Genomic DNA, 26,693 nt, shown 5'->3' with positions numbered 1-26,693 from the left:
AATTTAAAAGGCAAGACTCCTGTTGAGTACAGAAATCTTGCCTTAGGAAAATAGTTTAATCAAAAAGTTCAACTTTTGGGGTTCACTACACAAATCCATCACGTGTTTTATTATGTTTCATTATTCAATTATGAAGGTTCAACTGTTGCCTTTGATTCAGCTTTAGATTTTGCCACCTTAGAAATGTACGTAGATGGTTTATCTTTATCATAGATTGTTAAACCAGTAATATCTTTAGTATATTTCCCTGGTACAAAGAGACTTACAATGTATCCGAATAAGAATGCGATGAAGAATGAAATTGTAGATACGTAGAATGGTGAGCTTGCACCGCCGAAACCTCTTAGTAAGTAAGCAACAATAACACCTGTGAATAATCCGACAAGTACGCCGAATGTGTTAGCACGTTTTGTGAAAATACCTACCGCAAAGATACCTGCGAGCGGTACACCGAATAGTCCTGTCACAAGTAAGAATAGATCCCATAAGTTGTTAGATTTAGATGCGATTAAATACATCGCAATACCGTAACTTAACAAACCAGCAATCAGTATTGTTAAACGTGCGAAACGTACTTCGCCTTTGTCTGAACCTCTGCTGAAGAAACGTCTTTTGATATCTTCAGAAATACACGCTGAAATAGAGTTCAAACTTGATGAAATTGTGGATTGTGCAGCCGCAAAGATTGCCGCGATCAATAAGCCTGCCACAAATGGCGGCATTTGCGTAATGATGAAATACGGTACAACAGAAGATGTATTAAAGTCCTTCGGCAACGCTGCTTCATGACTATAGAATGAATACATCATTGTTCCCATCCCATAGAAAATCGGCGCTGAAATCAATGCCAATAAACCATTAACCCATAATGATTTCTTCGTCTCAGACATTGTGTCAGAAGCCTGATAACGTTGTACCACATCTTGACTGGCTGTATATTGATGCAAGTTATTAAAGATGTTCCCTAAGAAGATAATCGGCAAGGCCGCTGCGGCTGAATTAAACTTCCAGTTATCCGCACTTAATAACTTCTTATCTGCTAAAGCATCCGTCATAATTGTGCCGAAGCCGTCTTTTAGGTGTAATGCACCAATGACAATAATCATCAATGCACCACCTAATAAGATAACACCTTGAATAAAGTCACTCCATACCACACCTTCAAAACCGCCAAGGAAGGTATAAAGGATACATAAAATCCCTACTAAGCTTGCGACTAAGTACGGATTAATATCCGTTACTGCCGTAATCGCCAGTGTCGGTAAATAAATCACAATTGCAATACGTCCCAAATGGAAAATCACAAATAACAATGAGCCGATAACACGTACACTTGGTCCAAAACGCGCTTCTAAGTACTCATACGCAGATGTAACACGCAACTTCTTAAAGAATGGTACGTAAAAGATAATCAATAATGGAATAATTGCGACAATCGCAATGTTCCCTGCGATATAAGACCAATCTGTTAAGAATGCTTTCTCTGGTGTCGACATAAACGTAATCGCACTTAACGTCGTCGCATAGATAGAAAAACCAATTGCCCATGAAGGCAAGCGTCCGCTGGCTGTAAAGAAGCTGTCCTTACTTTGACCAGCACGTTTTGTAAAGTATGCACCAATCAGCAACATGACAACCAGGTAACCTATAAGTGCTACCCAGTTCCATGTCCCAAATCCCACTTGTTGCATAAACAACACCCCTTAATGTTTTCTAATCTGTTTTATAAGTTGTATTTATCAATAAGTTGATTTAATGCTTCGCGGTTTTCTTCGTTGAATGGCGCAAATGGACGTTTCGGTACACCACCGTCAATACCGCGTGATTTTAAGATTTCTTTTAATGTTGGATAGATACCCATGCCTAACACTGTTTCGATAATGTCATTTGTATCATGTTGAATTTGGTAAGCTTCTTCGATTTTTCCTTCTTTCGCTAAGTCGAAGATTTGGCGTGCACGACGGCCGTTCACATTGTATGTTGAACCGATTGCACCATCGACACCTGAAATAGCAGCTTGTACCAGCATTTCATCAAATCCAGATAAGATCAGTTTGTCTGGGAATGCTTTTCTGACACGTTCTAATAAGAAGAAATCCGGTGCAGTGTATTTCACACCTACTACTTTTTCATGATTGAACAGTTCACCGAATTGTTCGATACTGATATCTACACCTGTTAAGCCAGGAATCGCATAAATAATTAAATTGTTTTGTGTCGCTTCAATTAAATCGAAGTAATATTGTTTAATCTCTTCGAAAGAGAATGGATAATAGAAAGGTGTAACCGCTGAAATGGCATCATAACCAAGTTCAGTTGCGTATTTACCTAACTCAATTGCTTCGTTTAAATCTAATGAACCAACTTGCGCAATTAATTTCACATCATTACCTACAGCTTCTTGTGCAAGTTTGAAAATTTGTTTTTTCTGTTCTGTGTTAATTAGGAAGTTTTCGCCAGAACTGCCGTTGACATATAAACCATCTAAGTTCTCTGTTTCAATTGCGTTTTTCGCAATTTGTTTCAGACCTTCTTCTTTGACTTGTCCTTGCTCGTCAAACGGTACGAGTAACGCAGCGTATAACCCTTTTAAATGATCTTCCATGTTTAACTCCTCCAAATAAAGTATTTATAGCAATCAGCTATTTATTTAAACTCCAACAAATTCCCCTTTGTTTATAATACATTTACAAATCCAATTGTAAACGCTATCATTTTGCTATACAACTCATTTTGAAATATTTTAACAAAATATCCTTAAACTAATGAAAATAATTTTCAAAATAGAGCCTACACTTTCACCCTTGAGAGGTCTCTCTATATAATGAAAGTGAATCAGAGGAGGAATGAACCATGTATAAGATTGCTGTAGATATCGGCGGCACCAATATAAAAGCAGCTGTGATTAATAAGCAACTAGAAATAACAGATTATAAAAAGATTGATACACCGGATAATCAAAGTGTATTCATTATCGATGAAGTTTATCGCCTCATTGCACAGTTGATAGAAAAGCATCAACTCAGTAATCCGCCTATCGGCATATCAAGTGCAGGTGTGGTAGATAGTGATTTAGGAGAGATTGTCTATACTGGCCCGACTATCCAAAATTTTGATGGTACGAACTTCAAAAAGGCTTTAGCAGACTTGTCATCTGACATTATCGTACATAACGATGTAGATGCGGCGTTATTAGGTGAATTATCTTTTCATGATTACCAAGAAGATACTATTTTCTGCCTGACTCTAGGAACAGGCATCGGAGGTGCATTTTATCATGCACAATTAGGGGTTTATGGCGGTGAACGTCATCGTGCCAATGAAATCGGATATCTGCTTTATAGAGCATCTGACAATAAAACTTTTGAACAACGTGCTTCAACGTCAGCTTTAAAACAGTTGATGGCTGCTCATGGATTTGAACACGGTACAGATGTACCAAAATTATTTGATGCGGCTAAAACTGGTGATTCAAATGCAGAAGCCATTTTAGAAGAATGGTCTGAATATGTCGCAGAAGGTATTGCACAACTTCAAATCATTTATGATCCGGGCTTAATCTTAATCGGCGGCGGCATCTCTTCTCAAGGGGAGAATTTAATCCGCTATATTGAGCCTAAACTCAATCAATTCTTACCACCCAATTATGGCCATGCACGTCTTCAAACAACTCAAACTAAGAATAACGCAGCGTTATTCGGGGCGATATCTAAAGGATAAAATACAACCGCATGTTGTAACAGCGATTGTCTGTAATCGTTGTGAACATGCGGTTTATTAGTGGTCCGTTTGTCTGAATTCAGACAACCCTCAGTCTTACCTATCATCTTTTCCAAGTACTGTATTACGCGTACGCTGATAAAGCTTATTCATATAATCGTCGTTTAATAATAAGTAGCAAATGATATCCATTAAGAAGGTTGTCGCAGTTTGTGTGTTAATAAAACGGGCATCATTGATATTGGATTTCGCGGAAGTAATCAATACTAAATCTGCATGCTTGGTAATTACGCTGCCTTTATAGTTAGTAATTACTGCGACGAAGGCACCTTGTTTATGGGCAATTTCAGCCGCATCCGCAAGCTCTTGTGTTTCTCCGCTGTTTGAAATAGCTACAAACATATCTTGGGAAGATAACAATGATGCTGAGATTTTCATTTGATGTGCATCTGTTGAAACGTTGCCTCTGATGCCCATACGCATCGTTCTATAATAGAATTCGCTGGCAGTTAGTCCTGAACTGCCTAATCCTGCATAACTCACTTGTCTGCTTGTCTTCAGATAATGTGCAAAGCGTTTTATCTTTTCTTCAGAAATAAACTCTCCAGTTTGCTGGATGATACTTTGATGGTAACGGTGGATGAGTTGAACAATCGGTGCGTTTTCGACTACTTTTTCAGATTTCTCATGCTGCAAGCTGAATTTCATATCTTGAAAGTTGCTGTACTCTAATTTGTTGCTGAAACGCGTGATTGTTGCTGGAGAAGTACCGATAGCATGTGCTAGCGAGTTGATGGTAGAGAAGCGATCGTCTAATTCATTCGTACGTATAAATTCTATGATTTTCTTATCCATTTTAGTTAATAGATGGCGGCTGCGTTGAACACGATTTTCAAACTTCATACGGTTTCACTCCCATTTCATACAGTAGTTGCCTATAGTATACATGAAAAACTTTTTCAATTGGTAGTAAAGAATTGAATAAAATTTTCTTAGTGTTATGATATGAGTAAATCAAACGACCCTTAGTTAATACTTTTACAAATACAAATTTTTTGGAGTGTGTTGTCATGTTACCTCATGGATTAATCGTTTCATGCCAAGCTTTGCCTGATGAACCCTTACATTCATCATTTATTATGTCTAAAATGGCATTAGCTGCTTATCAAGGCGGAGCTGTCGGTATTCGCGCAAATACAAAAGAAGATATCATCGCGATTAAAGAAGAAGTCCCATTACCTGTTATCGGAATCGTTAAAAGGGATTATCCAGATTCTAAAGTATTTATTACTGCGACTTCTAAAGAAGTCGATGAACTGATTGAAAGCAAATGTGAAGTCATCGCATTAGATGCGACAAAACAAGAACGTCCTAAAGAATCATTAGAAGAACTTGTCTCATACATTCGAGATAATGCACCTGGTGTTGAAATTATGGCTGATATCTCTACAGTCGAAGAAGCTGTGCACGCTGATCAACTCGGCTTTGATTACGTGGGTACAACGTTACGCGGCTATACAGACTATACAAAAGGTCATATTTTGTATGAGAATAACTTCGCATTTTTAAAAGAAGTGTTAGATAATGTTAAAGCAAAGGTCATCGCTGAAGGCAATGTCATTACACCAGAAATGTATCAAGCTGTCAGCAGCTTAGGTGTACATTGCACAGTGGTCGGCGGTGCGATTACACGTCCTAAACAGATCACAGAACGCTTTGTGAATGCCGCAAAAGAATAATCAACTACCCGGAGGATTGGAAATGCAACTTTACAACTTAAGAAATAAACAACTTGCCAGTCAATATGTCGCAACTGAATTCTTGAAACAAATCAAACATCGTCCAGATGCTGTGTTAGGTTTAGCTACAGGTTCAACAATGACCGAATTGTATACACAGCTTTCTGATTTACTAGACGCTAATACCATTGATGTGAGTGGCGTCAGAACCTTTAACTTAGATGAATATGTCGGTGCCAAACCTACAGATTTGCACAGCTACCATGCTTATATGCATCAACGCTTTTTCGGCCAAAATGAACAGTGGAATCCTGAAAATATTTATATTCCTAGCGGCAGCGCAGCTGACTTAGCACAAGAGGCTGAAGATTATGAAGCAGCACTTAAAGCTGTCGGTCAACCTGATATTCAAATATTAGGTATCGGCGAAAATGGACATATCGGTTTTAATGAACCCGGCACACCATTTGATAGTGTAACAAGGGTCGTAGACTTAACACCTTCTACATTACATGCGAATAGTGTGCATTTCGCACATTTAGATGATGTGCCTAAGCAAGCACTCTCTATGGGTCTTGCATCTATCATGCGTGCCAAACGCATTATCTTATTAGCTTTCGGAGACAAGAAAATTGATGCGATCCAGCAACTAATACATGGTGAAACTACAGAGGCCTTGCCTGCTTCTATCCTGCATAATCATCCGAATGTTGAAATCATTGTAGATGATGTGATTTATCAAGCGATTAAATAACTGAGCATAAAAGCTCGGTTATTTTTTTGTCATTTTTCAATTAAACTGGGTTAGTATCATCTATAATAAATCTGTAAAGAGGCTATATAAAATAATGCAACCATTTATTTAGGAGGACAAAAATGAAGCGTAATAAAGTTGTCATTGCAGCTATCACCACTGAGAAAAACTTAGAAAAAGCAATTAAATATAAAGATAACTTGAAAGCTGTATTTATACTCACCGGTAATTTTTTAAATGTCAAAGAGTATATCAAGCTATATAAGTCTGAAGGAATAAAAGTCTACATACACATCGAAAAAATTAAAGGTTTGAAATTAGATGATTTCGGCTTTAATTACATCAAAAAAGTACTCAAACCAGATGGTATAATCACAACTAAAAACAGTCATGTTAAATCTGCGAAAAAGCATAATATTTTTGTTATCCAACGCTTTTTCTTGGCGGATCATGATATGAAAAACAATATTTTAGATACTGTAAAAACCTCCCAACCTGATATGATTGAAATTATGCCTGTAATTACCTCATTCCTATTAGATATATTCACCAAAGAACTAGAAATCCCCATTATAATGGGTGGTTTAGTAGATAAATCTGACTACATTACTAATGCACTAAAACATGGCGCATTAGGTGTGTCTACTGGAAATATTAATATGTGGAAAACAGAATTTACAAATTCTTAACCACAGAAAGATAATCAATTAATATTGATGTCCTAGAATAAAATTGAAAAGTGAATGCATGGCACTGGAGAGCCGAGTAAGCATATTCTGTATGCTTATTCGGCTATTTTTATTTTAGGAGGATTAGTTAATGAAGAGGTTATTTTTATTATTTCTGACACTTACATTATTACTAAGTGCATGTAAGACATCTAATGAACCAAAGAAAACAGCAGATGGAAAAATAAAAATCGAATATTGGCATGTGAATGCTGAAACTCAAGGAGGTAAAACAGTTAAGCAATTAGTAGATGACTTTAACAAGCAAAGTAAAGATGTTTATGTAGTTGCTAAATATAACCCTGAAATGTATAAAGGGTTGATGCAAAACTTGCAGTCTGAAGCTGCTGGTGGACGCACACCGGATGTTGTACAAGTAGGATGGTCTTTCAAAAATTATTTTAAAGATAATTTTCCGTACACGTCTCCTTCAAAAGTAATTAAGGAATCAGCACCTAATGATAAAGACTTTATTAGTCAAAACTTTGAACCAAAGATGTTGAAGATTGCTCAAGATGATAAAGGAGAGCAAATAGGTTTACCGTATTCAATCAGCAGCCCTGTCTTGTTTATTAATAAAGATATTTTCAAAAAAGCTGGACTTGAAGGTAAAACACCTAAAACTTGGGAGGACGTAAAAGAATACTCCGAAATCATTAAAAAGAAGACAAATAAATATGGTGTCTTCATCCAAGAACCTGCAGATAGCTGGGCACAGCAAGCAATGGTAGATAGTAATGGCAGTCATATTGTTAAAGATAATAAAGCCGCCTTTGCTAATAAAGAAGGATACGAAGTATACAAATATATGCAAGATATGGTTAAAAATAAAACTGCTCTACATATGAACGATGAACAAGGTCAACAAAACTTCGTTAACGGTAATGTAGGGATGCTATTCACGACTGTAGCAAAACAGACTCACATCGGAAAGAATGCCTCGTTTGATGTAACTTCAACTGAGATGCCAGGTTGGAAAGGCAAAGAAAAGAAAACACCAGCAGGCGGTGCAATGTTAGCTATTACAGCTAAAACTAAAGAAGAACAAAAAGCTTCTTGGGAATTTATGAAATATCTATACAAAGTTGAAAATGTTAGTGCATGGACTAAAGGAACAGGTTATGTACCACCTACCAAAAATGTCATTGATAATCCAAAAGGATTGCAAGAATACCTTAAAAAGAATGAAATGATAAAACCCGCTATTCGCCAAATGACAAATGTTGTTCCATGGGCATCATTCCCTGATGCGACTGGTTTAGAAAGCGAACAAAAACTTCTGGATATGCGAGATCGAATTTTAAGTGATGATGCACCTGTCGAAAAGACAATGAAAGAAACACAGGATTCTATCAACTTAGAAATCGAAAATAATAAGTGAGGTGATACTTAATGAAGAAAACATGGATACCCTATTTTCTATTAGCTCCATCTGTAATCATTATTTTAATCTTTTCAATAATACCGCTGTGTTATACAGTTTATCTCAGTTTCTTTGATTGGAATATGATTAAGCCTGAAAAGAAATTTGTTGGCTTTGATAATTATATCGACTTATTTACAAATAAAATATTTTATATGGTAACTGCTCAAACACTGATGTATATATTGCTTCTCATATTTTTCAACACCGTTGTTACTTATATATTCGCTTTTATAGTTGATTACTTTGCTACAAAAAGAAAGAGAATTTATGAAACCGCATTATTCATACCTTCAGTAATCTCATTAGTTGTTGGATCAATGGTGTTTTTATGGATACTCAATCCTGTCTCTGGACCATTTGCTAAATTCTTAGGATTGTTTGGCCTAACAATGCCGAACTGGGCAATTTCAAATGGCTGGGTTATTTTCGTCATTAGTTTGATTGTGGCTTGGAAAGTATTCGGATATAACTTCTTAGTACTTTATTCAAGTATTATCGGTATTCCAAGAGAAGTTATCGAAGCAGCAAAAATTGATAACATTCGTCCATCAAGAATATTTTTAAATATTGTTCTCCCAATGAGTTCAGGTACAGGTTTCTATATCTTAATACTTACTATTGTGCAAGGACTTCAATATGTATTTACCCCTATCAGTGTAATCACAAAGGGCGGACCAGATTATAAAAGCAGCAACTTAATTTATCATGCTTTCCACGAAGGCTTTACTTTATATAACACTGGTACATCAGCAGCAATATCTACAATAACTATGATTATCTTCTTTGCATTACTAGTTATTCAATTTGCAGTTGTTGAACGGAGGGTCGATTATGAAAATTAAAAAGTATTTAGTAAATATATTGCTTATATCGTTTATCATTATTTCTCTATATCCTATTGTGTTTGCGATCAGTAACTCATTCAAGAAATTAAGTGTAGCTTATAAATCAGCCAGCAACTTAATACCTATTCCGTTTACATTAGAAAACTACGAAAAGTTATTTCACGACATTCCATTATTCCATATAACTTTTAATACGTTTCTAATTGCAAGTGTTATCACTATTGTGAAAGTATCTATATCATTTCTAGCAGCATACGCACTTGTATTTTATGCTTTCCGATATAAAAGGTTCACCTATATTTCATTAGTTGCTACAATCTTCATCCCTTTTACAGTAACTATGATTCCTAACTATATAATAATGGCGCGTCTGCAATTTATAGATACACCATGGGGCGTAATACTTCCGCAACTTGCAGATGCAACAGGAATATTTATGCTGACACAATCAATGAGAAATATTCCTAAACCATTATTAGAATCATTAGAACTCGATAACGTTTCAGTATGGCATACAATGAAAGATTTTGTTTTACCTATTTCTAAACCAGCTATAACATCGACAAGCATTTGGTTCTTTATATTGTCATGGAATGAGTACATTTGGCCAAACTTAATGTTAAAAAGCCAAGAAAGCTATACTTTACCGCTTGCCTTACAACTTTTCGTAAGTTCAGAAGGCGGTACTGACTTTACAGTTGCTATGGCGTTAAGCGTTATTACAATGGCTGTGCCATTGATTTTATTCTTAATCTTCCAACGCTTTATTATCAATACCTTTACATCAAGTGGAATTAAATAGGAGGTTGAACAATGGGAACTTTAGAACTTAAAAATGTCAACAAATCATTCAATAATCAAGAGGTTATTAAAAACTTAAATTTAAAAATTGAGGATGGTGAAAGAATTGTATTCTTAGGACCATCAGGTTGTGGTAAATCAACAATTCTCAGAATGATTTCCGGTATAGAAAGTGTTACTTCAGGAGAAATTTTATTTGATGGTAAGAATATGACGCAAACACCTCCAGGTAATAGAGATGTTGCTATGGTATTCCAAAACTATGCACTATACCCTCATATGACAGTAGAACAAAATATTACTTATGCTTTAAAACACAACAAAGTCGCAGCAAATGAAATCGCCTCTCGCTTAGAAAAAGTTTTAAAAATATTAGATTTATCACACTTGAAGTCTCGTAAACCAAATGAACTATCAGGGGGACAACGTCAAAGAGTAGCCTTAGCAAGAGCAGTTGTAAAAAATTCAAAGTATTTTTTATTAGATGAACCCTTGTCTAACTTAGATGCTCTTTTAAGAACAACAGCACGCCGTGAACTTATACACTTACATCAAATCTATAAACACACTTTTATTTTTGTTACACATGATCAATTAGAAGCAATGTCTATTGCCGATAAAATAGTGCTATTTAATAAGGGTGAAATTCAAATGTATGACACTCCTGAAAAAATATATAACTCTCCCCAAAATGTTTTCACTGCTAAATTCATTGGCTCACCCCCGATGAATATCATTAAAGGGAAATATATTAACGACAAAATCGAATTCGGCGATAAAAGCTATATTCATATTAATAATAAGATAATGGAGTTATTGAAATCATACGAAAACAAAGAAATCCTGGTAGGTATACGTCCTGAGCATATTAATATCAGCGATATCCCTTCTGGTATCTCTTTTCAAGTAAATGATGTTGAAAACTTAGGCGAAGCCTTTAGTGTTATCGGAAATATTGGTGTCCAAGAAATCATTGTAAAGACAAGCAACAATCCGACTGAACAAAACATATTTTTAAATTTTGACTTAGAACAAATTAATTTCTTTGATCCTATTACAGAAAAAAATATAAAGGAGTTTTAATATGACTTTAATTTTAAGCACCAACACGTATATTGAAAGTGGTTTAGATCCTATCTACACTTTATTAGAGAATAATCCGGATTTAGGTATTGAACTTTTTGCAAATAACCAAAATGAAGCATATACTCAGCAACTTCTTACAATAGCAAAACAAGAAAATCGTTTCTTAACATATCATGAACAAATATTTGATGTTGAGCATTCTGAATTAAGCAATAACTCATCATACAGCTTAGAACAAATTCTTATTGCTTTATCTCATTGCCAAGATCTAGGTATTAAAGATATTGTTTATCATATTAATAACGCTGCTGTACACAATAAAGAAGCCATGATGAAAAATGCCTCTATAGAACTAGAAAAAATTTCGCAACTTGCAAAAGAAAAAGACGTTGATATTCTCATAGAAAATGTTGGTGTGTCCTCTAGAAATAACATGCTTTTAGATGAAAATGAATTTATCGATTTTTGTAAAAAACATGATAACCCCGTACTTATAGATATTGGCCATGTAAATGCAAATCAATGGAACTTAGAACATGTTATTTCAGAGCTTAAAGACAAAATTAAATTCTACCATCTTCACAATAATGACGGTTATCATGATAGCCATCAGTTTTTACATGAGGGCACTCTAGATATTGAAAACTTCTTTGAACTGTACTTTAAATATACGCCTAATGCTAAATTAACTTTAGAATACAATTATGAAATCGGGTTAGATCCTGCAGGAATTCAGAAGGATATTGATTACGTTTATAAAAAAATAAAATAACAAAAATTCATCCTGTCTCATTGAACGAGTCAGGATGAATTTTTTTAATGTTGTTTTTGATATTTTTTGTTCGCTATAAAGAGTAATAATGGCAATAATACATAGCCGATAAGCATTGCAATAATCGCAAAGTAGTTCGGTGTTGCTTGTCCATGTTCTATTATTGAAAATTGACCTTTCCAATCAAACTTTGTCAGTAATATTACAGTAAGTACCACTGCGATACTCGGCAAAATAACATCTGTAAATTTGCTTTTATATACATTCGGCAATACTTGCCCTTTTGCTTTTCCGTAATAAAATAGTATGACACCGATCGGCACAACTAAAAATTGGATAAATCGTGAAATCGAACTGATGACAATGATACTGACCATATTGTATTGGAATGCCATAGGGATAATCAATGCGACTAAGAATGTTGTGATGAAAGCATTGAATGGGCAATCATAACGTGTTCTTTGTTTGAACCAAGACGGAACTTGGTTTTCATTCGCAATCGCTTCTAAGATTCTTGGTGTAGAAAAAGAACCTGCAATACTGATTCCGAACATAGAAACCAAAGCACCGTATAAAATAATGTTAGAAATTACCGGTGACTGGAAGACCGTCACTAGAGATACCACATGCTTGCTGTGAAGCACAGCAGTCGGGTTAATCATCATTACCACTGAAATGATACTGATGTAAATCGCTGCGATGATCAAAATCGCAAGCGGAATAGCTCTCGGCAAGTTTTTCTCAGGCTGCTTCATATCTTCAGCACCGCTCGCAACACTTTCAAAGCCGACAAAGGCATAAAAGGCCGCAATGACTGCCATAACAAAGGCAGAAGTGTTTAATTGAGACGTATCGACAAGTTGATTAATATCATTGAAGTGTGATGTACCTGTTGTAATAACGATAATAAATCCGACAATGATTGTTGTGACTAATGCGGCTAATTTGCCGATAGTCGATAAATTATTAAAGAACTCAAATACTTTGTTGCCGGTGATGTTGATTAATAATAAAATCACCATCAGTATCAGTAATCCTATCGTTACAGATAGAAAATTTTTATTGTCCCCGCCGAAAATAGCAATGGCTGTTTTGACCACTGCAGTTGCGATGACACCCCACGCAATACTTGCTGCGATGAAACGTGTAATCCCTACATAGAAACCAACGTTTTCTCCAAAGGCAGAAGTAGCGTAGGCATAAGCCGCACCGCTTTTATTTACATACTTCGCCGCAGCCGCAAACGTAATCGCTAAGACTGCCGCAAAGACTGCTGCTGCACAATAAACAAGAATCGTATACTTCCCTGCCTTTTGTATGACAGCTCCTGGAGATAAGAAAATACCAGAACCTATAATAGAGTTGATAGCCAATAAGACAATAGACCAAAATCCTAATTTCTTCATGATGTCATCTTCCTTCTACTTGGTTTATAAAGTCTTTGAATAAATCGTCCATACTGCTTTCATGCCATAACATTTCGGGATGCCATTGAATACCGACCATATAGGGATACGTCGTAGATTCGAATGCTTCAATGACGCCGTCATTAGATTGCCCCATTACCACAAAGCCCTCTGCAAGTTTATTGATTACTTGATGATGGAAAGAATTGACACAAAATCTGCCAGATGGAAACAGTGCTGACAGTCTGGTTTTAGGAAAGACTCTGATTTCATGCGTCTTTTCGGTTGGATTCTTCGGCTGCCAGTGTCTGATAGTTTGAATTGGGCGATAACTTGTATCTTGATAGAGCGATCCGCCATGAAACACATTTAATACTTGTGCACCACGACAGATACCTAAAATCGGAATATAGCGTTCTTTAGCCTTCTCTATAAGCTTAAAGTCGAACTCATCTCTCATCAGCAGCGTTTCACCTAATTTATCTTGCGGATCTTCGTCATACAGCTGCGGTGATACATCTTGTCCCCCGCTGAGTAATAAGCCGTCAATCAGCTTAATCTGTGCTTCTATCACAGCTTCGTCATTAGTGACCGGTAAGACGACCGGTACTGCACCGTGTTTAACGATGGTGCGAATGTAGTCTTGATTGACATAACAGCGCTTATAGCCTGGGAACATGCCGTCTTGGTCTACGAGAATATTTGCGGAAATACCTATTGTTTTGATCATGATGTCTGCCTCCGGTTGTTGAATAATCTTAATTATAGTAACTTACTCGGAATTGTCAATATAATAATTCAACTATTCTGAAATTAATTGTGACAAATGAAAAGAGGCAACCTCTGAAAGATCACCTCTTCACTTTATATAATTTTTTGCAATTTGGTTAATGCGTCTCGTATTTCAATCAACTCTTCATAACTGAATTGTTCTGCGCAATTTCTTGTAAATGCTTGAACATAGTCGTCAATACTTTGTTGATAGGCCAAACCATTTTTCCCTAGTCCAATCAGTGAGACACGTTTATCATTTTCATCTTTATAAAGATAAATATAGTCTCTGGTTTTTAACTTTTGAAGTTGTTGGCTGATAGCACTTTTAGAAACACCTAAACGTTGTGCTAACTCACTAGGTTTCATATCAGGATGTTCAGATAAAATAGTCATAATCACATGTTGCTGATTGTTTAGATTAAACTTTGCAGCATCTCTTTCTTGTTGTACATATTCTATAGCAATGGCTTCATTTATTTTAGTTATTTCCTGGGCTATACTTTCTATTTGAGAGATGTTTTGTTGTTCCATATATACGACTTCCTTTAGCTTCTTTATTTAAAACAACGACGTTATCTTCATTATATTTGTCTTCATCTGTTTTCTCAATATTCACTTGTTCATCTGAAATTTGTACTGTTTCTTTCTTTTTAAACCAATTTTTCGGATTCAATTTGCTTTTATATCTTTTAACGACTTCTTTTCCAAGTAATATAATTGCAACAATATTAACGACCTCTGCAATGATAAGAATTGCGGCAATCAGTATACCTTTCAATTTTAGATCAATAGGTAAGAATCCTGTTATTGCAGCAATACCGTACATAGCGAGACCAATGACTAAGAGAATAAGACCGAATTTGAATTTTCCTGATTTGCTTTTATTATTTGCTTGATTTGTTTTCATCTATTTTCGCCTTCCTTTTTTTAATTAGTTTAGTTAACTTAACTAAATTATAGTAGGTGATAGTCACTTTGTAAAGTCTAAAGTTGATCTTTTTTTATTTTTTATTAAAAAATGCGTATCACTCCTTTTAAAAAGCGATACGCATACACTTTATGAGAATAACACTTTCATGATTCTTACAAATGATTCCCATAATTCTTGAGGTGTGCCTGTCATGTTTGTTCCTCCTTATGTGTTTTTTATGCTGTTTATCTCGTTACAGCTTCGTTTTGAACGAGTTCATCTGCGATATCCAGCCAATAAGCACGCAGCGTTTCTGGTGTAATTTGCGATTCCAGTGCATCTGAGCCTACGAAGTCGCCGTGATCCCAATCATGCTGCAGCGCGTTGACTTGCCACACGCCTTTTTGAGGCTGATCTGTCATAGGTGTCGCATTTTGGTTAAATGGATGCTGCGCTGAAATCACTGAAACCAGTCCGTCATTTTCACGCCATTCTTTGTCATCCACTTTGCCGATGACATTCCCAGTCAATACTTTAGAAGTTGCCATATGAATATCAGAACGTTGTCTGTCTAAGATTCCTGGACGTGTCGATTCTCCTGAATAAGATTTATAAACAATATTTGGGTTAAGTGTCGTATTTTCATTCAGCTTTTGTGCCCCTTCACGTGTGAGGTCATATAAAGCATTGTCTGTTGTTGTCCAAATTTTGCTTTGGGCTCTGACACGGTCTACATAGTCTGTATACGATTCATTCTCTCCTTGTTTCATCCCCCATTGAGACAACCCGTAGTCTACTTGCGAATATTTATTGCCTTGCAATTTCGCATTATCATATAGAATTTGGCGAATCAATGCTTCGTTGCCTAAAAGGTCTGCCGCATGCGTGCCATTATGCGGTGAAGCTACTGTATAAATTGAGCTCACCATGTTGCCTTTCCCGCCTTCGAATAACGGTGAAATCGTACCGCCATGCTGCTGGTGATAATCGATTTCTTCTTGGTTCCCGTTTCGTAAGAACTCTTCCATTTGGCGAATCGTTTGACCGCCCATACTATGACCGACTAAATGCACCTTTTGACCAGGCTGCCATTGCGGATAAACCCCTTCATAAGTCTTGCCGTAACGTTCATGTCCGTATTTCTGAGAATGTGCAGCACCATAGTCGACTCTGCCGCCTTTAATATAGTAATAAAGTTCAACTGCACGGTCATAGTTGCTGCTGTAGGCACCGACATTAGCTTCATGCACATTGTAGCCATTATCGCGCAAATCCTGTTGAATATCTGTACGGTTGCCGCCCCAATAGTTACCGCTGGAAGGTGCCGCATTATCACCCACTAAACCATTAAAGCCATGTACTAAAATAATCGGATCTTGATTTTTATATTGTACTTGTCCTGAATTTTGAGCTGTTGCTGTTTGGTCAGGTGCCTTGACTTGCTGCTGAGGCTGGGTATTTGTTGTTGATTTGGGTTCTGGCTGTTGTTGTGCAGTCGGTGCTGCCTCAGGCGTTACAGATGAAGTAGTACTTTTAGGAGTTTGTGTTGTTGTATTATTTTCAGGCGCTTTCGCTGTTGGTTGTGATTCAGTCGGTGCTTGTGTTTGAACCGCTTCTTCAGTATCCGCTTCTGTTTCTTTAGTATTTTGTACTGGAGGTTCAGTTTCTGTTTGCGGTGCAACTTGTGCTTGTCCCTCGTTTTGTGTTGGTTCTGGTGATTGTGCAGGCGAAAGCTCAGTTTCTTTTGATGGTGTTGTTTCTGATTGAGGTATATCAGTTGTTGGCGCTTGTGTTGTTTGCGGTTGTTCTTTATCTATTTGTCCACTATTAATTGAGGATGTATTCTGTGGTTGATTGTTATTTTCTGATTGAGTATGTACTGCACCTTGTGAAGGTTGTACAGCTTCTGAACGACTTGCTTGTTCAGTACTTTCACCAGATGAATCTGGTTGTGCTATAGATTGTGTCGTAGCTTGTGCTGCAGATGAATCAGATGGTACAGGTGTACTTCCAGATGCATGCGCCGCATGATGATCTGCAAAGAATAAAGACGCAGCAATAATAGATGATGTACCGATAGTTAATTTACTTATACGATATGGATGTTGTTTCATCTTCAATTCAGCCTCTCTGTCTATAGTTAAGTCTGCTTTTCAGCATGATACTTTGATTGTAGATATTTGATATTAATAGAATATTAAGTTGGATTAAGATAATTGTTAATAAAATTAAAATAACCTTATCCATATAGGCAAATCCTCGACTATATGTTCATATGAGTGAATGTATAATCATCTGTTATATATAGCAACAAATGCTTTTACCTCTGCTTTAACATAATAATAAACTATCAAAAGATATACTTATAACGCATTGCACCATGTTATAATTATTTTTATCTATTGTATAGGATGTTATATATGGAAGAAGTAGAGGGAAAGCTCTATAAGAAAAGTGATGGTACGTTAATTTTCAAACCCACCGAAAAAGGTTGTGGATGCGGCTGCACAAGTGGATTTGCATTATTGATTTTTATAATGGTTGTCGGCTTTTTCACTGGCGACAGCGATGCTATGAATCTGACTAAAAATGTATTCGGCGGTATATGGGCTGTTATTTCATTTATTATTTATCTTATTTTTTATCCTGTACTATTCATCATCGCCATTTTCATTATTAAAAGTATCATCGTTAGTCATTTAAGTTTTATCGGTAAGATTTTAAGTATTATTGCGACGATTATCGGCGCATTCTTTGTGATGTATTTATTCCAATTGATTTTCTAAAAACGCAAAAAGTTGAACCTGCAAAGTTCAACTTTTTTATCATTTCTATATTCATTCTCATATCACTTAACCATTCCTTCAAAAACGGCTCATTTATTAGTGTTTCATCAACGCGTTATATTAATCAGATGATGCTGACACGGGGTAATGATCCGAATAATCATTATACTCGTATGTTTTACCCCAAGACTTAACCGTCCATTTCGGTGATTTTTCTTGATGTACTTTTTGATTCCAAATGTCAGGTTGAGCATGATTTTTTTCAGGCAAGATATAATCCAAATGCTGCGGCGATAGTTTCGGATAATTATAATTAGCAATACCATTCGTACTTGTATCCCAAGAATACTGTGCACCTTGATAACTTGTAGGTTGTGCTGCATTTAAGTTTTGGAACATTGCTTGATATTCTTCTGTCCCTTTGATCACATTTAAATCTCCGCCAATAAAGACCGCTTCATTTTCAGGAATTTGTTTTTCTTTAATAAACTGCTGAATCTCTTTCATTTGATTCGCTCTGACTTCTTTATCTTTTCCTTTAGAACATGTGCTATCTTCTGCTTGAAGATGTGTTCCTATAATATGATATGGATGTCCGTTTTTATTAATTTTAATATAGGCAAATCCTTTATTAGCTAATGCATCGGCACCGCATCCTTTTGTAGTATAGATATGTTGTTCTTGACGTTCAATCGGCCATTTACTGACAAGCCCCACACCTCCGCTCGTAAATCGTGCTGATACATAATTCCCCGAAGTCTGATGCCATGCTTCGCTTTGGTCTTTACCTACTGTTGGTGTTTGGTACGGGTACTGTCCTTTTAATTGATTTCTAAGTTCTTGTGATGCGGTTTCGTCAAAAAGTTCATTCAAGATAACAACATCTTGATTTTGCATATAGTCTGCTTTGGGTATTAACTGTGCCCTTTGAACTTGTCCCCAATTAGGATACAGTGCACGCGGCATGAAATAAACGTTGTGTGTCGTCAACTTTAAGTCATTAGGATATGTATGATTTTGTGCTTGCATGTAATTGCCATAACCCAACATCACACCGATTGTAAGTATTACTATTGAGATGATCTTTTTCTTCATTTCTATTTCTCCTCTTTCATAGACTGTAAAATCTACCAAAGTGTACTATATGCATATGCAGCGTGTGTCAAAACTCAAATAATCTTAATACATATTTATAAAACTTATAATTGTTATTACATTGTTAAAATACGTTTTTCATTTTGACAGTGCTATAATCAAATACAAATCACACCAAGAGGAGACAGCAATGAAGAAATTGAATAAAGTTCGTACGAAACGTAATTATAACGCCTTGTATTATCGGTCTAGCGGTATGGGAAATGGATGCTGGTTTGTCATTTCTATCTTTTTATTGATATTTATAATTCCAGTGCTGATTGGCGGAGATACCTTTGTTAATATCCTTGATCATATTTTCAAAAATGTGTGGACAGGTATTTTGTTTTTCATACTTCCTGTTTTGATTCCCCTCATTCTGATACTTGCTTACTATCTCTTTAAATCCATCGTTACAAGTCAAATCAGTTCTTGGCTTAAATGTTGTGCTTGTTTTGCGATATTTGCGGTACTCACACTGCTTACAGTTGTTATTTGTTTCATATATGGATAAGCAGAAATAAATAACGTCCTTAAACAGAAGTGTTGTATCTGTCTAAGGACGTTTAATTTTATTATTTCCTGTTTTTACTTAATATCTTTTGCGAATGGAATTGAAATCTGTGCACCTGATTTTTGAACTGTGTAAGAAGCTGCTTTATTCGCAAAATCAATGGCTTTTTTTAGGTTCATTTGTTTCATATCAAAAGCACTTACAAAGGCACCGATAAATGTATCGCCTGCAGCGGTTGTATCTACTACATCTACTTTATAAGCTTTTACAAGGCCAGAGTTGCCTTTTACAGCGTAATACGTACCTTGTGCACCTATTGTAATCAAAACGACTTTAATGCCTAAGTTTAAGAAGTAGTCTGCGTTTTGTGCCATTGAGTTCTCATCTTTCACTGAAATACCTGATAGAATTTCAGCTTCAAATTCATTCGGAATAATCACATCGATGAGTTTTAATAGTGATTCTGGCAATTCGCTTGCAGGTGCAGGGTTTAAAATTGTTGTAACGTTGTGTTCGCGTGCAATTTCAAATGCACGGATGATTGCTGGGACAGGGACTTCTAATTGTGCCACTACATAATCCGCTTCTTTAATTACCGCTTCAGCTTGTTTTACATCTTCAGGTGTAATATCCATATTCGCACCGCCATAGACGTAAATTGTATTACTGCCGCCTTTATCGACTGTAATAAACGCTTGGCCGGTATCTGCTGTTTCTGATTCTGTAATATATTCAGTATTCATACCTGCTTCTTTGAAACCATCAAACATAAAATCTGCTAAACCATCTTTGCCGACTTTTGAAATAAATGTGGTATCTGCGTTCATACGTGCTGTCGCAATCGCTTGGTTAGCACCTTTACCACCACCGTATTTCTTTTGTCCTTCTTTAACATGAAGCGTTTCGCCTGGTTTGGCATAACGCTCAACTGTTAGGAACTGATCCACATTCGTTGATCCTAAAATTACTACTTTATTCGTCATCGTGTTCACTCCTTATCTAAAAAGTCACATTAGATTCTAAAATAATATTTGAAAATGGTGTGATTTCGCCTGTACGGATATTACCTTTATTTAAAGGATGACTCAGATATGCTTTCATTTCAGAATGAGGAATAAATTCAATTTCCACATCTTCTTCAAGCAATCCTTTAATCGCTTTTAATTGTTTTGGGTTATTTGTTTTGATTTCTTCAGCTAAATAGATTTTTTGAACTTTCAATTCGCTCAACACTGTTTCTAATACATCAATGAAACGCGGCAGTGCTTTCGTTACTGCTAAATCGATTCTGCGTTCATCATTTGGTATCGGCATGCCGGCATCATTAATTGTAAGTAAATCATAATGTCCGATTGTTGCGATAGCTTGAGATACATGACTATTTAATACAGGGGTTTTCTTCATTTCTATTCCCTCCATGTTTATTTAATAAAGACTGTGACTGTAGCCGCAGCTAAAATCAGAACCAAACCAATGACTGTGATTGCCATTTCTTTTTTGGTTTTGCGTTGATTCAAGAAATAAATACCTGTCAGTGTCGCAAGTACTACAGATGTTTGAGATAAAATAAAGCCTGTTGCTAAACCGTTCATATCCGGTTGGGCTGAAATTAAATAAGTTAAAGCCGCAAATGCGAAGAAGAAACCTGAAATAATTTGAAGCCAAGTAATTTTGTTTTTAAATGGATTGTCCTTTTTGATAAAGACTAAGCCATAAATGACTGCGACTAAAACCATACCCATGGCTTGCGGTAAAAAGGCTGCTTTACCACCGATGTCTGTCGCTTGCGGTGCAGCTGAATACAGCCAATAACCGATTTCACCAATCAGTAAAATGACAACTGCTTTTCTTAACTGTCCACTGTTTTGTGCTTCTGGATGTTCACTCCAAACTGTCATACGTGCACCGATTAAAATAACGATTAATGCGACAAACCCAATAATTTTATTTGTCACACCCGGCCAGTTGCCTAGGGCAAATACACCCCATAAAGATGCGCCTAAAAGCTGGAAGGCTGTTGTGACCGGCATAGCTCTGGATGATCCGATTAATTCAAATGCTTTAAACGTTAAAATCTGTCCGAAACACCAGCCTGCACCTGAAAGCAGTGCAAAGATTAAATTCATACCAGTAGGGAAATGCTGGGCTGTAATACCCGCAAAAACTAACGCGAAAATCAGCGTCCCTACTGTTGTACCGATGATTTGGTGAACCGGCTTACCTCCGAATTTAGAAGCTACTGTCGGGAATAAACCCCAACCAAGCAACGGTCCTAAACCAATAAGCAAAGCGACTATATTCATGATTAACACCTCTATTTTTTTCTGAATGTCGTTTTAGTAAAACGTTTTACTTTAATCACATACTAGCACTTTTCTACTCATTTGTATACGTTTTCATATCGATTTAAGATTTTCGCCACAATAAAAAACGAGTGCACTTATATTAAAATAAGCGCCTCGTCTTTGATAAGAATTATTCATTTAAATAATCGGTTGTTTCTCTGATTACCAATTTATTCGGCAGTTCAACACGTTCTACACCTTGTGTCTTGTCCATAACTTTTTTCACAATCAGTCTTAATGCTGTTTCGCCTATTAACGCAATCGGTTGTGCCACAGTCGTCAATGCAGGTGTCATGTATTGTGAGAAACTGATATTGTCATAGCCTACTACTGAGATATCTTCAGGGACAGATTTACCGTGTTCTCTTAGACCACGCAAAATACCGATAGCCATTTCATCATTAATCGCAAAAACAGCTGTAACATTGCTTTGGATAATTTGTTCTGCAATTTGTTTACCGCCGGATGGAGATAATTTTGTTTCTATTTTTACCGGCATAGGAATATTGTGTGTTTTGCAGTAATCTTCGAAACCTTTTACACGTGCTTGCATATTCGACATCATTTCATAAGGGTGAACGATAGCTATATGTTGATGGTTGAGATGGATTAAATGCTCTGCGGCTAAAGCACCGCCTGTTTGTTCATCAGTTCGAATAATATCGGTATAGCCATTATCTTCACTTTGATCCAACACAACATAAGGTACATTATGCCGTTCTAAATAGTTGTTCATACTTTCAGGCTGGTCGATTAAACGTGCAATAACTAAACCATCCATTCCTCTTTCGACTAAATGCTTGATGTTATGTTCTAAATGGTCGCCTGAAGTACTTAAGAAGAATAAATCCACGTAATCCGGTTTATGTTGTTCCATACTTTGCATAATGGCTGAAAAGAAGGGATTCGTTAAACTAGGTACTAAGACACCGATCAATTTAATCGTATGACCTCTTAATTGTTGGGCATTTTTATTTGGTATGTAATTTAATTTATCTTTAGCCGTTAAGACTTTATCAATTGTCGCTTGAGAAAAGCGTTCTTGTTTATGATTTAAAATGTGCGAAACCGTTGTTAAGGATACACCTGCTTCTTTTGCGACATCTTTAATTGATACTTTCTTCATGAGTGCTTATTCCCCTTATGCTGACAGACTCGCTTACGCAAATGTGCCGCCTTTTTATCTCTTTCATCATATCATCTCTATTTAAGTTTGTAGAGTTGATGAAATAAAAACTGAGACACAGCAATTACAAACTGCTGTGCCTCAGTTTTCTTCGTTATGTTAAAACATCAACTAATATATGGATACCTTGATCAATTTCTTCTTTGCTTAAAGTTAAAGGCGGCAGTAAGCGAATGACGTTGGTGCCTGCAGTGAGTACAATCAATCCTTTTGATCTTGCGTTTTCTACTGCTTCGTTCAGAGGTTGTGTTGTCTCTATACCTATCATATGTCCCAGTCCGCGTACTTCAATGACAGAGGATTTATCTTTCAGTTTTTCTTGTAATTGTGTTTTCAGGTATTCGCCTTTTTCAAAGCTTTTCGCAAGAAAGTCAGGGGATTTCATCACATTTAATGTCGCAGAACTTGCGGCCATTGCTAATTTATTACCGCCGAAAGTCGAACCATGACTGCCGTAATCAAAAGCTGGTCCTAATTCAGCTTTGCCTAACATCGCCCCTACTGGTACACCATTGCCTAAACCTTTTGCAAGAGTATAGATATCAGGTTCGATATGATAATGCTCGAATGCGAAAAGTTTACCCGTACGTCCCATTCCTGTTTGTACTTCATCAACAATCAACAAGATATTCTTATCTTTGCAGAGCTGTACAAGGCCTTGAACAAAAGCTAGATTCGCAATAATAATCCCAGACTCGCCTTGAATCAGCTCAAGCATAATAGCAGCCGTATCTGTTGTAATCAGTTGTTTCACGCTTTCTAAATCATTAAATACCGCATATTTAAAGTGCGGTACGCCATCTCCAAAGCCATGTTTGATTTTATCTTGCCCTGTCGCAGACATAGAACCAAACGTTCTGCCATGAAAAGATTGTTTAAAGGTAATAATCTCTTGTTTCCCTGTCGCTTTACGTGCAAGTTTGATAGCTGCTTCATTCGCTTCTGCCCCGCTATTACAAAAGAAAGCTAAATACTCTTTGTCATCCATCAGCTTCTCTGCCACTTCTTCTTGAAGCTGGTTCAAGTAGATGTTCGGTGTGTGCCATATCTGATCTGCTTGTTGTTGGAGTGCTGCTTCTACATAGGGGTGAAAGCCTAAGTTCGTTACACCGATACCAGAAGAAAAATCTAAATAACGCTTGCCTTCGGTATCGATTAATACATTGCCTTCTGCTTTCACGAATTCAATTTGTGCACGTTTATAATTCTGAAATAGTTTGCTCATGGTGTCACCTTCTGACTTAAATTCATCTTTATGTATTTAAATGTATAATTATTAATATCATACCTTTGTCTCTTTACTGCGTCAACTGATAAAAATCTATGCTCTTATTAACTGTTTAATCATAAAAAAGCAGCACCCATCTTAAATGAGTACTGCCTTGTATATCATTTCTCCGTGTGTCGATACATTGGTTTTATTTTTTTAATACATCCGCATATTCAGGTGTTTTATCGAATACGCTTTTCGCAAACGGGCATAAAGGAACGATTTTCATATCATTCTCTCTTGCATAATTTACCGCTGCTTCTACAAGCGCGTAACCTACACGTTGCCCGCGCAGTGCTTCTGATACCTCAGTATGATCAATAATAAACATATCCGGACTAGTCGGTACATATGTCATCAATGCTTGAAAGTCATTTTCGCTGTTGCCTACATAAAATCTATTCTTGCCATGTTTAACTTCTGTCATTTAGGTTGCCCCCTACTTTTTTAATTACTTAGATATTACGTGCAATTCATCCTAAAAGCAAGTAATTAAACCGTTTTATACAATTGATTATCATTCTCATTTATTATCACAGATAAATTAATTTTATTTTTTGTATACCTGTGCTATATTGAAATTACGAATTTTCTTTCAATTTAGGAGTGATAACATGAGAAAAAATTATACGAGCGAAGCCATTGATGTCTCTTTTGAACCTGCACGTTGTATTCACGCAGCTGAATGTGTTAAGAACTTATCACAAGTATTCGATACGAAGAAACGCCCATGGATTGACCCTAGCAAAGCGAGCGCAGATGAAATTGCGCGTGTTGTAGAACTTTGTCCAAGCGGTGCATTAGAATATAACCGTAAAGACGGCAAACCTAATGAACACCATGATCATACTGAAATTTCTATCGGCGATGATAACCAAATCATTGTCAAAGGTGAATTCACACTAAATCATAATGGTGAAACATTACATTTAAACCGTGCGTTGCTAAAAGGCGGCACAAATGTGAGCGACAACCCATTCTACACTTTAGACGGTAAATAAACTGAACTAATATGGCACTTCTGTTTCTAAGGAAATGGAAGTGCTTTTTATTTTGTAAATTTTTATTATATTTTATCTAAAGACAGTTGAGCCCTTTAGACTATTATAGTAAGGTTTTAGATATACACTAAAATGAAGGGAAGAACAACTTTGAAAAAAGGTATCGGGATTGTACTTTCGATTTTGATACTTTGGGCAATGACGATCTCACAAAGTGCACAAGCAATAGAAACGCCTGTTGAAATTGCCAAACACTATCATGAATCTATAGACAAAAAATACAACCCAAAGAGCGCTTATGTGACTACGCAGCAAGGACAAATTCTTTATGATTACAATGGACAGCGTCAACTTGATCCTGCATCAACCGCAAAATTAATGACGGTTTATTTAATTTTAGAAGATGTTCAAAATCAGAAGATTCACCTCACAGATAAAGTCAAAATTACATCCGAGTATGAAGAAATGGCTCAATTACCGAATTTAACAACTTTCCCTGTTAAAAAGAACCAAGTCTATACGATTGATCAGCTGCTTAAACAAGTGATGTTAGAATCCAGCAACGCAGCATCGTTAATCTTGGCTGACCATATCGACGGCAATATTGAACACTTCACAAATCGGATGAATGAAAAAGCAAAAGCAATGGGAATGCATCAAACACATTATACGAACCCTAGCGGCGCAAATAATAAGTTGCTGAAGCAATTTGCGCCGAAAAAATATAAACATGAAACAGCTTCTAAAAGCTCAGCACAAGACATTGCGGTATTAGCTCAGCAACTCATTAAAGAACATCCGAAAGTTTTAGATTACTCTAAATTAGAAACGGATGAACAATACCATAAGAAGTTAAAGAACACTAACTTATCTTTACCGCATGCGAAAGACGGCTTAAGCAGTGCAGAAGGTTTGAAAACCGGCACAAGCGAAAACGGCTATAATTTAGTTTTGACCGCAAAACAAAACAATCTGCGTATCAATACTGTCATCCTCAATGTACTGCCCTATCCAAGCGAACATGCAAAACATGCGCGTCAAAAACTGGCTAATGACTTAACAAAAGATGCGATGAAGCATTATGAATATCGCAAAGTCCTCAGTAAAGGCACACACGAAATCGATGGCAAACAATACGACGTGAAGCAAGATTTATACGATGTCGTACCTAAAGATAAAGACAGCTATCATTTAAGTGTGAAGGATGACAAAGTACAAGCAGATTATCCGCGTCAATTTCTAAAAGGTGCACACCCGCCAAGTGCAACAGTTGAGCCTGTATCTCATACAAGTCTCATTCTGACTTGGATCTTTACGATTATCGGAGGTATTGTGCTAGGTTGTCTGATTTTATACATCTTATTCAAAAGACTGAAATGAACAAAAAAAATGAGTGGCCCAGCAATGTAGCGAACCCAAAAAGTTGAACTTTTTGATTAAGCTAATTTCCTAAGGCAAGATTTCTGTATTCAACAGGAGTCTTGCCTTTTAAATTT

General features: G+C 36.4%; 28 protein-coding genes. 13 read left to right on the top strand and 15 right to left on the bottom strand.

The window, feature by feature from the left end:
- Positions 1 to 128: 128 nt before the first annotated feature.
- Both DVJ99_RS10855 and DVJ99_RS10850 read right to left on the bottom strand, forming a co-directional pair.
- A complete protein-coding gene (locus DVJ99_RS10855; RefSeq protein WP_114604213.1) occupies positions 129 to 1,691 on the bottom strand; it encodes a sodium:solute symporter family protein in 1,563 nt (520 codons plus the stop codon).
- Between the two features lie 32 nt (positions 1,692 to 1,723).
- Entirely contained in the window at positions 1,724 to 2,605 is an 882-nt protein-coding gene (locus DVJ99_RS10850; RefSeq protein ID WP_114604212.1) for an N-acetylneuraminate lyase, read from the bottom strand.
- A gap of 248 nt (positions 2,606 to 2,853) precedes the next feature.
- On the opposite strand from DVJ99_RS10850, the gene DVJ99_RS10845 reads away from it, so the two are divergent.
- Entirely contained in the window at positions 2,854 to 3,720 is an 867-nt protein-coding gene (locus DVJ99_RS10845; RefSeq protein WP_114604211.1) for an ROK family protein, read from the top strand.
- A gap of 96 nt (positions 3,721 to 3,816) precedes the next feature.
- Here the strand turns inward: DVJ99_RS10845 and DVJ99_RS10840 are convergent, their stop codons facing one another.
- Entirely contained in the window at positions 3,817 to 4,623 is an 807-nt protein-coding gene (locus DVJ99_RS10840) for a MurR/RpiR family transcriptional regulator (protein WP_105994000.1), read from the bottom strand.
- 167 nt (positions 4,624 to 4,790) lie between these two features.
- Between DVJ99_RS10840 and DVJ99_RS10830 the strand changes: the two genes are divergently transcribed.
- The 8 genes from DVJ99_RS10830 (at position 4,791) to DVJ99_RS10795 (ending at position 11,871) form a co-directional block, all read left to right on the top strand.
- Entirely contained in the window at positions 4,791 to 5,459 is a 669-nt protein-coding gene (locus DVJ99_RS10830) for an N-acetylmannosamine-6-phosphate 2-epimerase (protein WP_114604209.1), read from the top strand.
- Positions 5,460 to 5,481: 22 nt separating this feature from the next.
- Complete coding sequence (locus DVJ99_RS10825) at positions 5,482 to 6,213, top strand: glucosamine-6-phosphate deaminase (RefSeq protein WP_114604208.1); 732 nt, start codon at positions 5,482 to 5,484, stop codon at positions 6,211 to 6,213.
- 122 nt (positions 6,214 to 6,335) lie between these two features.
- Positions 6,336 to 6,902 carry a glycerol-3-phosphate responsive antiterminator gene (locus DVJ99_RS10820; RefSeq protein WP_114604207.1) on the top strand — a complete coding sequence of 189 codons (567 nt, stop codon included), beginning with the start codon at positions 6,336 to 6,338 and terminating at the stop codon, positions 6,900 to 6,902.
- 130 nt (positions 6,903 to 7,032) lie between these two features.
- Positions 7,033 to 8,322 (top strand): ABC transporter substrate-binding protein, encoded by a 1,290-nt coding sequence (locus DVJ99_RS10815; protein WP_114604206.1) that lies wholly within the window; start codon positions 7,033 to 7,035, stop codon positions 8,320 to 8,322.
- An 11-nt stretch (positions 8,323 to 8,333) separates the two neighbouring features.
- Complete coding sequence (locus DVJ99_RS10810) at positions 8,334 to 9,209, top strand: carbohydrate ABC transporter permease (RefSeq protein WP_114604205.1); 876 nt, start codon at positions 8,334 to 8,336, stop codon at positions 9,207 to 9,209.
- Positions 9,199 to 10,014 carry a carbohydrate ABC transporter permease gene (locus DVJ99_RS10805; RefSeq protein ID WP_114604204.1) on the top strand — a complete coding sequence of 272 codons (816 nt, stop codon included), beginning with the start codon at positions 9,199 to 9,201 and terminating at the stop codon, positions 10,012 to 10,014. The genes DVJ99_RS10810 and DVJ99_RS10805 overlap by 11 nt, the downstream gene beginning before the upstream one ends.
- 11 nt (positions 10,015 to 10,025) lie before the next feature.
- Complete coding sequence (locus DVJ99_RS10800) at positions 10,026 to 11,096, top strand: ABC transporter ATP-binding protein (RefSeq protein ID WP_114604203.1); 1,071 nt, start codon at positions 10,026 to 10,028, stop codon at positions 11,094 to 11,096.
- 1 nt (position 11,097) lies between these two features.
- The gene (locus tag DVJ99_RS10795; protein WP_114604202.1) at positions 11,098 to 11,871 is read left to right on the top strand and encodes a sugar phosphate isomerase/epimerase family protein; all 774 of its coding nucleotides are present in this window, start codon (positions 11,098 to 11,100) and stop codon (positions 11,869 to 11,871) included.
- A 44-nt stretch (positions 11,872 to 11,915) separates the two neighbouring features.
- Here DVJ99_RS10795 and DVJ99_RS10790 read toward each other — a convergent pair whose 3' ends face one another.
- From DVJ99_RS10790 to lip, 5 genes are all read right to left on the bottom strand, one after another.
- Positions 11,916 to 13,277 carry an APC family permease gene (locus tag DVJ99_RS10790; RefSeq protein ID WP_114604201.1) on the bottom strand — a complete coding sequence of 454 codons (1,362 nt, stop codon included), beginning with the start codon at positions 13,275 to 13,277 and terminating at the stop codon, positions 11,916 to 11,918.
- Positions 13,278 to 13,281: 4 nt separating this feature from the next.
- On the bottom strand, positions 13,282 to 14,007 hold the full coding sequence (locus tag DVJ99_RS10785) for a gamma-glutamyl-gamma-aminobutyrate hydrolase family protein (protein ID WP_240430838.1): 726 nt from the start codon (positions 14,005 to 14,007) through the stop codon (positions 13,282 to 13,284).
- A gap of 134 nt (positions 14,008 to 14,141) precedes the next feature.
- Complete coding sequence (locus tag DVJ99_RS10780; RefSeq protein ID WP_114604200.1) at positions 14,142 to 14,582, bottom strand: MarR family winged helix-turn-helix transcriptional regulator; 441 nt, start codon at positions 14,580 to 14,582, stop codon at positions 14,142 to 14,144.
- On the bottom strand, positions 14,530 to 14,958 hold the full coding sequence (locus DVJ99_RS10775) for a transporter suffix domain-containing protein (RefSeq protein ID WP_114604199.1): 429 nt from the start codon (positions 14,956 to 14,958) through the stop codon (positions 14,530 to 14,532). The genes DVJ99_RS10780 and DVJ99_RS10775 overlap by 53 nt, the downstream gene beginning before the upstream one ends.
- A gap of 248 nt (positions 14,959 to 15,206) precedes the next feature.
- Entirely contained in the window at positions 15,207 to 17,075 is a 1,869-nt protein-coding gene (gene lip / locus DVJ99_RS10770; protein WP_205527063.1) for a YSIRK-targeted triacylglycerol lipase, read from the bottom strand.
- 306 nt (positions 17,076 to 17,381) lie between these two features.
- On the opposite strand from lip, the gene DVJ99_RS10765 reads away from it, so the two are divergent.
- Positions 17,382 to 17,747, top strand: a complete 366-nt coding sequence (locus tag DVJ99_RS10765; protein WP_114604197.1) for a hypothetical protein — start codon at positions 17,382 to 17,384, stop codon at positions 17,745 to 17,747.
- 120 nt (positions 17,748 to 17,867) lie between these two features.
- Here DVJ99_RS10765 and sph read toward each other — a convergent pair whose 3' ends face one another.
- Positions 17,868 to 18,797 carry a sphingomyelin phosphodiesterase gene (gene sph / locus DVJ99_RS10760; protein ID WP_240430839.1) on the bottom strand — a complete coding sequence of 310 codons (930 nt, stop codon included), beginning with the start codon at positions 18,795 to 18,797 and terminating at the stop codon, positions 17,868 to 17,870.
- A gap of 235 nt (positions 18,798 to 19,032) precedes the next feature.
- On the opposite strand from sph, the gene DVJ99_RS10755 reads away from it, so the two are divergent.
- A complete protein-coding gene (locus DVJ99_RS10755; RefSeq protein ID WP_114604195.1) occupies positions 19,033 to 19,395 on the top strand; it encodes a hypothetical protein in 363 nt (120 codons plus the stop codon).
- A gap of 74 nt (positions 19,396 to 19,469) precedes the next feature.
- Here the strand turns inward: DVJ99_RS10755 and rbsK are convergent, their stop codons facing one another.
- From rbsK to DVJ99_RS10725, 6 genes are all read right to left on the bottom strand, one after another.
- On the bottom strand, positions 19,470 to 20,378 hold the full coding sequence (gene rbsK, locus DVJ99_RS10750; protein ID WP_114604194.1) for a ribokinase: 909 nt from the start codon (positions 20,376 to 20,378) through the stop codon (positions 19,470 to 19,472).
- Positions 20,379 to 20,394: 16 nt separating this feature from the next.
- Positions 20,395 to 20,799: a D-ribose pyranase gene (gene rbsD / locus DVJ99_RS10745; protein ID WP_114604193.1), complete on the bottom strand. Its 405-nt coding sequence runs from the start codon at positions 20,797 to 20,799 to the stop codon at positions 20,395 to 20,397.
- A gap of 17 nt (positions 20,800 to 20,816) precedes the next feature.
- The gene (rbsU, locus tag DVJ99_RS10740; RefSeq protein ID WP_105994011.1) at positions 20,817 to 21,698 is read right to left on the bottom strand and encodes a ribose/proton symporter RbsU; all 882 of its coding nucleotides are present in this window, start codon (positions 21,696 to 21,698) and stop codon (positions 20,817 to 20,819) included.
- A 172-nt stretch (positions 21,699 to 21,870) separates the two neighbouring features.
- Positions 21,871 to 22,866 (bottom strand): ribose utilization transcriptional repressor RbsR, encoded by a 996-nt coding sequence (gene rbsR / locus DVJ99_RS10735; RefSeq protein WP_114604192.1) that lies wholly within the window; start codon positions 22,864 to 22,866, stop codon positions 21,871 to 21,873.
- 154 nt (positions 22,867 to 23,020) lie between these two features.
- Positions 23,021 to 24,151, bottom strand: coding sequence for an acetylornithine transaminase (locus DVJ99_RS10730; RefSeq protein WP_114604191.1), 1,131 nt, complete (start codon positions 24,149 to 24,151; stop codon positions 23,021 to 23,023).
- 193 nt (positions 24,152 to 24,344) lie between these two features.
- Positions 24,345 to 24,623, bottom strand: a complete 279-nt coding sequence (locus DVJ99_RS10725) for a GNAT family N-acetyltransferase (protein ID WP_105994014.1) — start codon at positions 24,621 to 24,623, stop codon at positions 24,345 to 24,347.
- A gap of 187 nt (positions 24,624 to 24,810) precedes the next feature.
- Here DVJ99_RS10725 and DVJ99_RS10720 point away from each other — a divergent pair, with 187 nt between their 5' ends.
- Both DVJ99_RS10720 and pbp4 read left to right on the top strand, forming a co-directional pair.
- Positions 24,811 to 25,197: a (4Fe-4S)-binding protein gene (locus DVJ99_RS10720; protein ID WP_105994015.1), complete on the top strand. Its 387-nt coding sequence runs from the start codon at positions 24,811 to 24,813 to the stop codon at positions 25,195 to 25,197.
- Between the two features lie 150 nt (positions 25,198 to 25,347).
- Positions 25,348 to 26,577 carry a penicillin-binding protein PBP4 gene (gene pbp4, locus DVJ99_RS10715; protein WP_240430837.1) on the top strand — a complete coding sequence of 410 codons (1,230 nt, stop codon included), beginning with the start codon at positions 25,348 to 25,350 and terminating at the stop codon, positions 26,575 to 26,577.
- Positions 26,578 to 26,693: the final 116 nt, after the last annotated feature.

Source organism: Staphylococcus sp. EZ-P03 (assembly GCF_003344575.1).
Taxonomy (GTDB): domain Bacteria; phylum Bacillota; class Bacilli; order Staphylococcales; family Staphylococcaceae; genus Staphylococcus; species Staphylococcus simulans_B.
This window is presented reverse-complemented; position numbering and strand designations above follow the sequence as displayed.

Excerpts from the sequence above, each read along its gene's own strand:
- DVJ99_RS10855 (WP_114604213.1), bottom strand. The coding sequence starts at position 1,691 with ATGCAACAAGTGGGATTTGGGACATGGAACTGGGTAGCACTTATAGGT.
- DVJ99_RS10850 (WP_114604212.1), bottom strand. The coding sequence starts at position 2,605 with ATGGAAGATCATTTAAAAGGGTTATACGCTGCGTTACTCGTACCGTTT.
- DVJ99_RS10845 (WP_114604211.1), top strand. The coding sequence starts at position 2,854 with ATGTATAAGATTGCTGTAGATATCGGCGGCACCAATATAAAAGCAGCT.
- DVJ99_RS10840 (WP_105994000.1), bottom strand. The coding sequence starts at position 4,623 with ATGAAGTTTGAAAATCGTGTTCAACGCAGCCGCCATCTATTAACTAAA.
- DVJ99_RS10830 (WP_114604209.1), top strand. The coding sequence starts at position 4,791 with ATGTTACCTCATGGATTAATCGTTTCATGCCAAGCTTTGCCTGATGAA.
- DVJ99_RS10825 (WP_114604208.1), top strand. The coding sequence starts at position 5,482 with ATGCAACTTTACAACTTAAGAAATAAACAACTTGCCAGTCAATATGTC.
- DVJ99_RS10820 (WP_114604207.1), top strand. The coding sequence starts at position 6,336 with ATGAAGCGTAATAAAGTTGTCATTGCAGCTATCACCACTGAGAAAAAC.
- DVJ99_RS10815 (WP_114604206.1), top strand. The coding sequence starts at position 7,033 with ATGAAGAGGTTATTTTTATTATTTCTGACACTTACATTATTACTAAGT.
- DVJ99_RS10810 (WP_114604205.1), top strand. The coding sequence starts at position 8,334 with ATGAAGAAAACATGGATACCCTATTTTCTATTAGCTCCATCTGTAATC.
- DVJ99_RS10805 (WP_114604204.1), top strand. The coding sequence starts at position 9,199 with ATGAAAATTAAAAAGTATTTAGTAAATATATTGCTTATATCGTTTATC.
- DVJ99_RS10800 (WP_114604203.1), top strand. The coding sequence starts at position 10,026 with ATGGGAACTTTAGAACTTAAAAATGTCAACAAATCATTCAATAATCAA.
- DVJ99_RS10795 (WP_114604202.1), top strand. The coding sequence starts at position 11,098 with ATGACTTTAATTTTAAGCACCAACACGTATATTGAAAGTGGTTTAGAT.
- DVJ99_RS10790 (WP_114604201.1), bottom strand. The coding sequence starts at position 13,277 with ATGAAGAAATTAGGATTTTGGTCTATTGTCTTATTGGCTATCAACTCT.
- DVJ99_RS10785 (WP_240430838.1), bottom strand. The coding sequence starts at position 14,007 with ATGATCAAAACAATAGGTATTTCCGCAAATATTCTCGTAGACCAAGAC.
- DVJ99_RS10780 (WP_114604200.1), bottom strand. The coding sequence starts at position 14,582 with ATGGAACAACAAAACATCTCTCAAATAGAAAGTATAGCCCAGGAAATA.
- DVJ99_RS10775 (WP_114604199.1), bottom strand. The coding sequence starts at position 14,958 with ATGAAAACAAATCAAGCAAATAATAAAAGCAAATCAGGAAAATTCAAA.
- lip (WP_205527063.1), bottom strand. The coding sequence starts at position 17,075 with ATGAAACAACATCCATATCGTATAAGTAAATTAACTATCGGTACATCA.
- DVJ99_RS10765 (WP_114604197.1), top strand. The coding sequence starts at position 17,382 with ATGGAAGAAGTAGAGGGAAAGCTCTATAAGAAAAGTGATGGTACGTTA.
- sph (WP_240430839.1), bottom strand. The coding sequence starts at position 18,797 with ATGTTGGGTTATGGCAATTACATGCAAGCACAAAATCATACATATCCT.
- DVJ99_RS10755 (WP_114604195.1), top strand. The coding sequence starts at position 19,033 with ATGAAGAAATTGAATAAAGTTCGTACGAAACGTAATTATAACGCCTTG.
- rbsK (WP_114604194.1), bottom strand. The coding sequence starts at position 20,378 with ATGACGAATAAAGTAGTAATTTTAGGATCAACGAATGTGGATCAGTTC.
- rbsD (WP_114604193.1), bottom strand. The coding sequence starts at position 20,799 with ATGAAGAAAACCCCTGTATTAAATAGTCATGTATCTCAAGCTATCGCA.
- rbsU (WP_105994011.1), bottom strand. The coding sequence starts at position 21,698 with ATGAATATAGTCGCTTTGCTTATTGGTTTAGGACCGTTGCTTGGTTGG.
- rbsR (WP_114604192.1), bottom strand. The coding sequence starts at position 22,866 with ATGAAGAAAGTATCAATTAAAGATGTCGCAAAAGAAGCAGGTGTATCC.
- DVJ99_RS10730 (WP_114604191.1), bottom strand. The coding sequence starts at position 24,151 with ATGAGCAAACTATTTCAGAATTATAAACGTGCACAAATTGAATTCGTG.
- DVJ99_RS10725 (WP_105994014.1), bottom strand. The coding sequence starts at position 24,623 with ATGACAGAAGTTAAACATGGCAAGAATAGATTTTATGTAGGCAACAGC.
- DVJ99_RS10720 (WP_105994015.1), top strand. The coding sequence starts at position 24,811 with ATGAGAAAAAATTATACGAGCGAAGCCATTGATGTCTCTTTTGAACCT.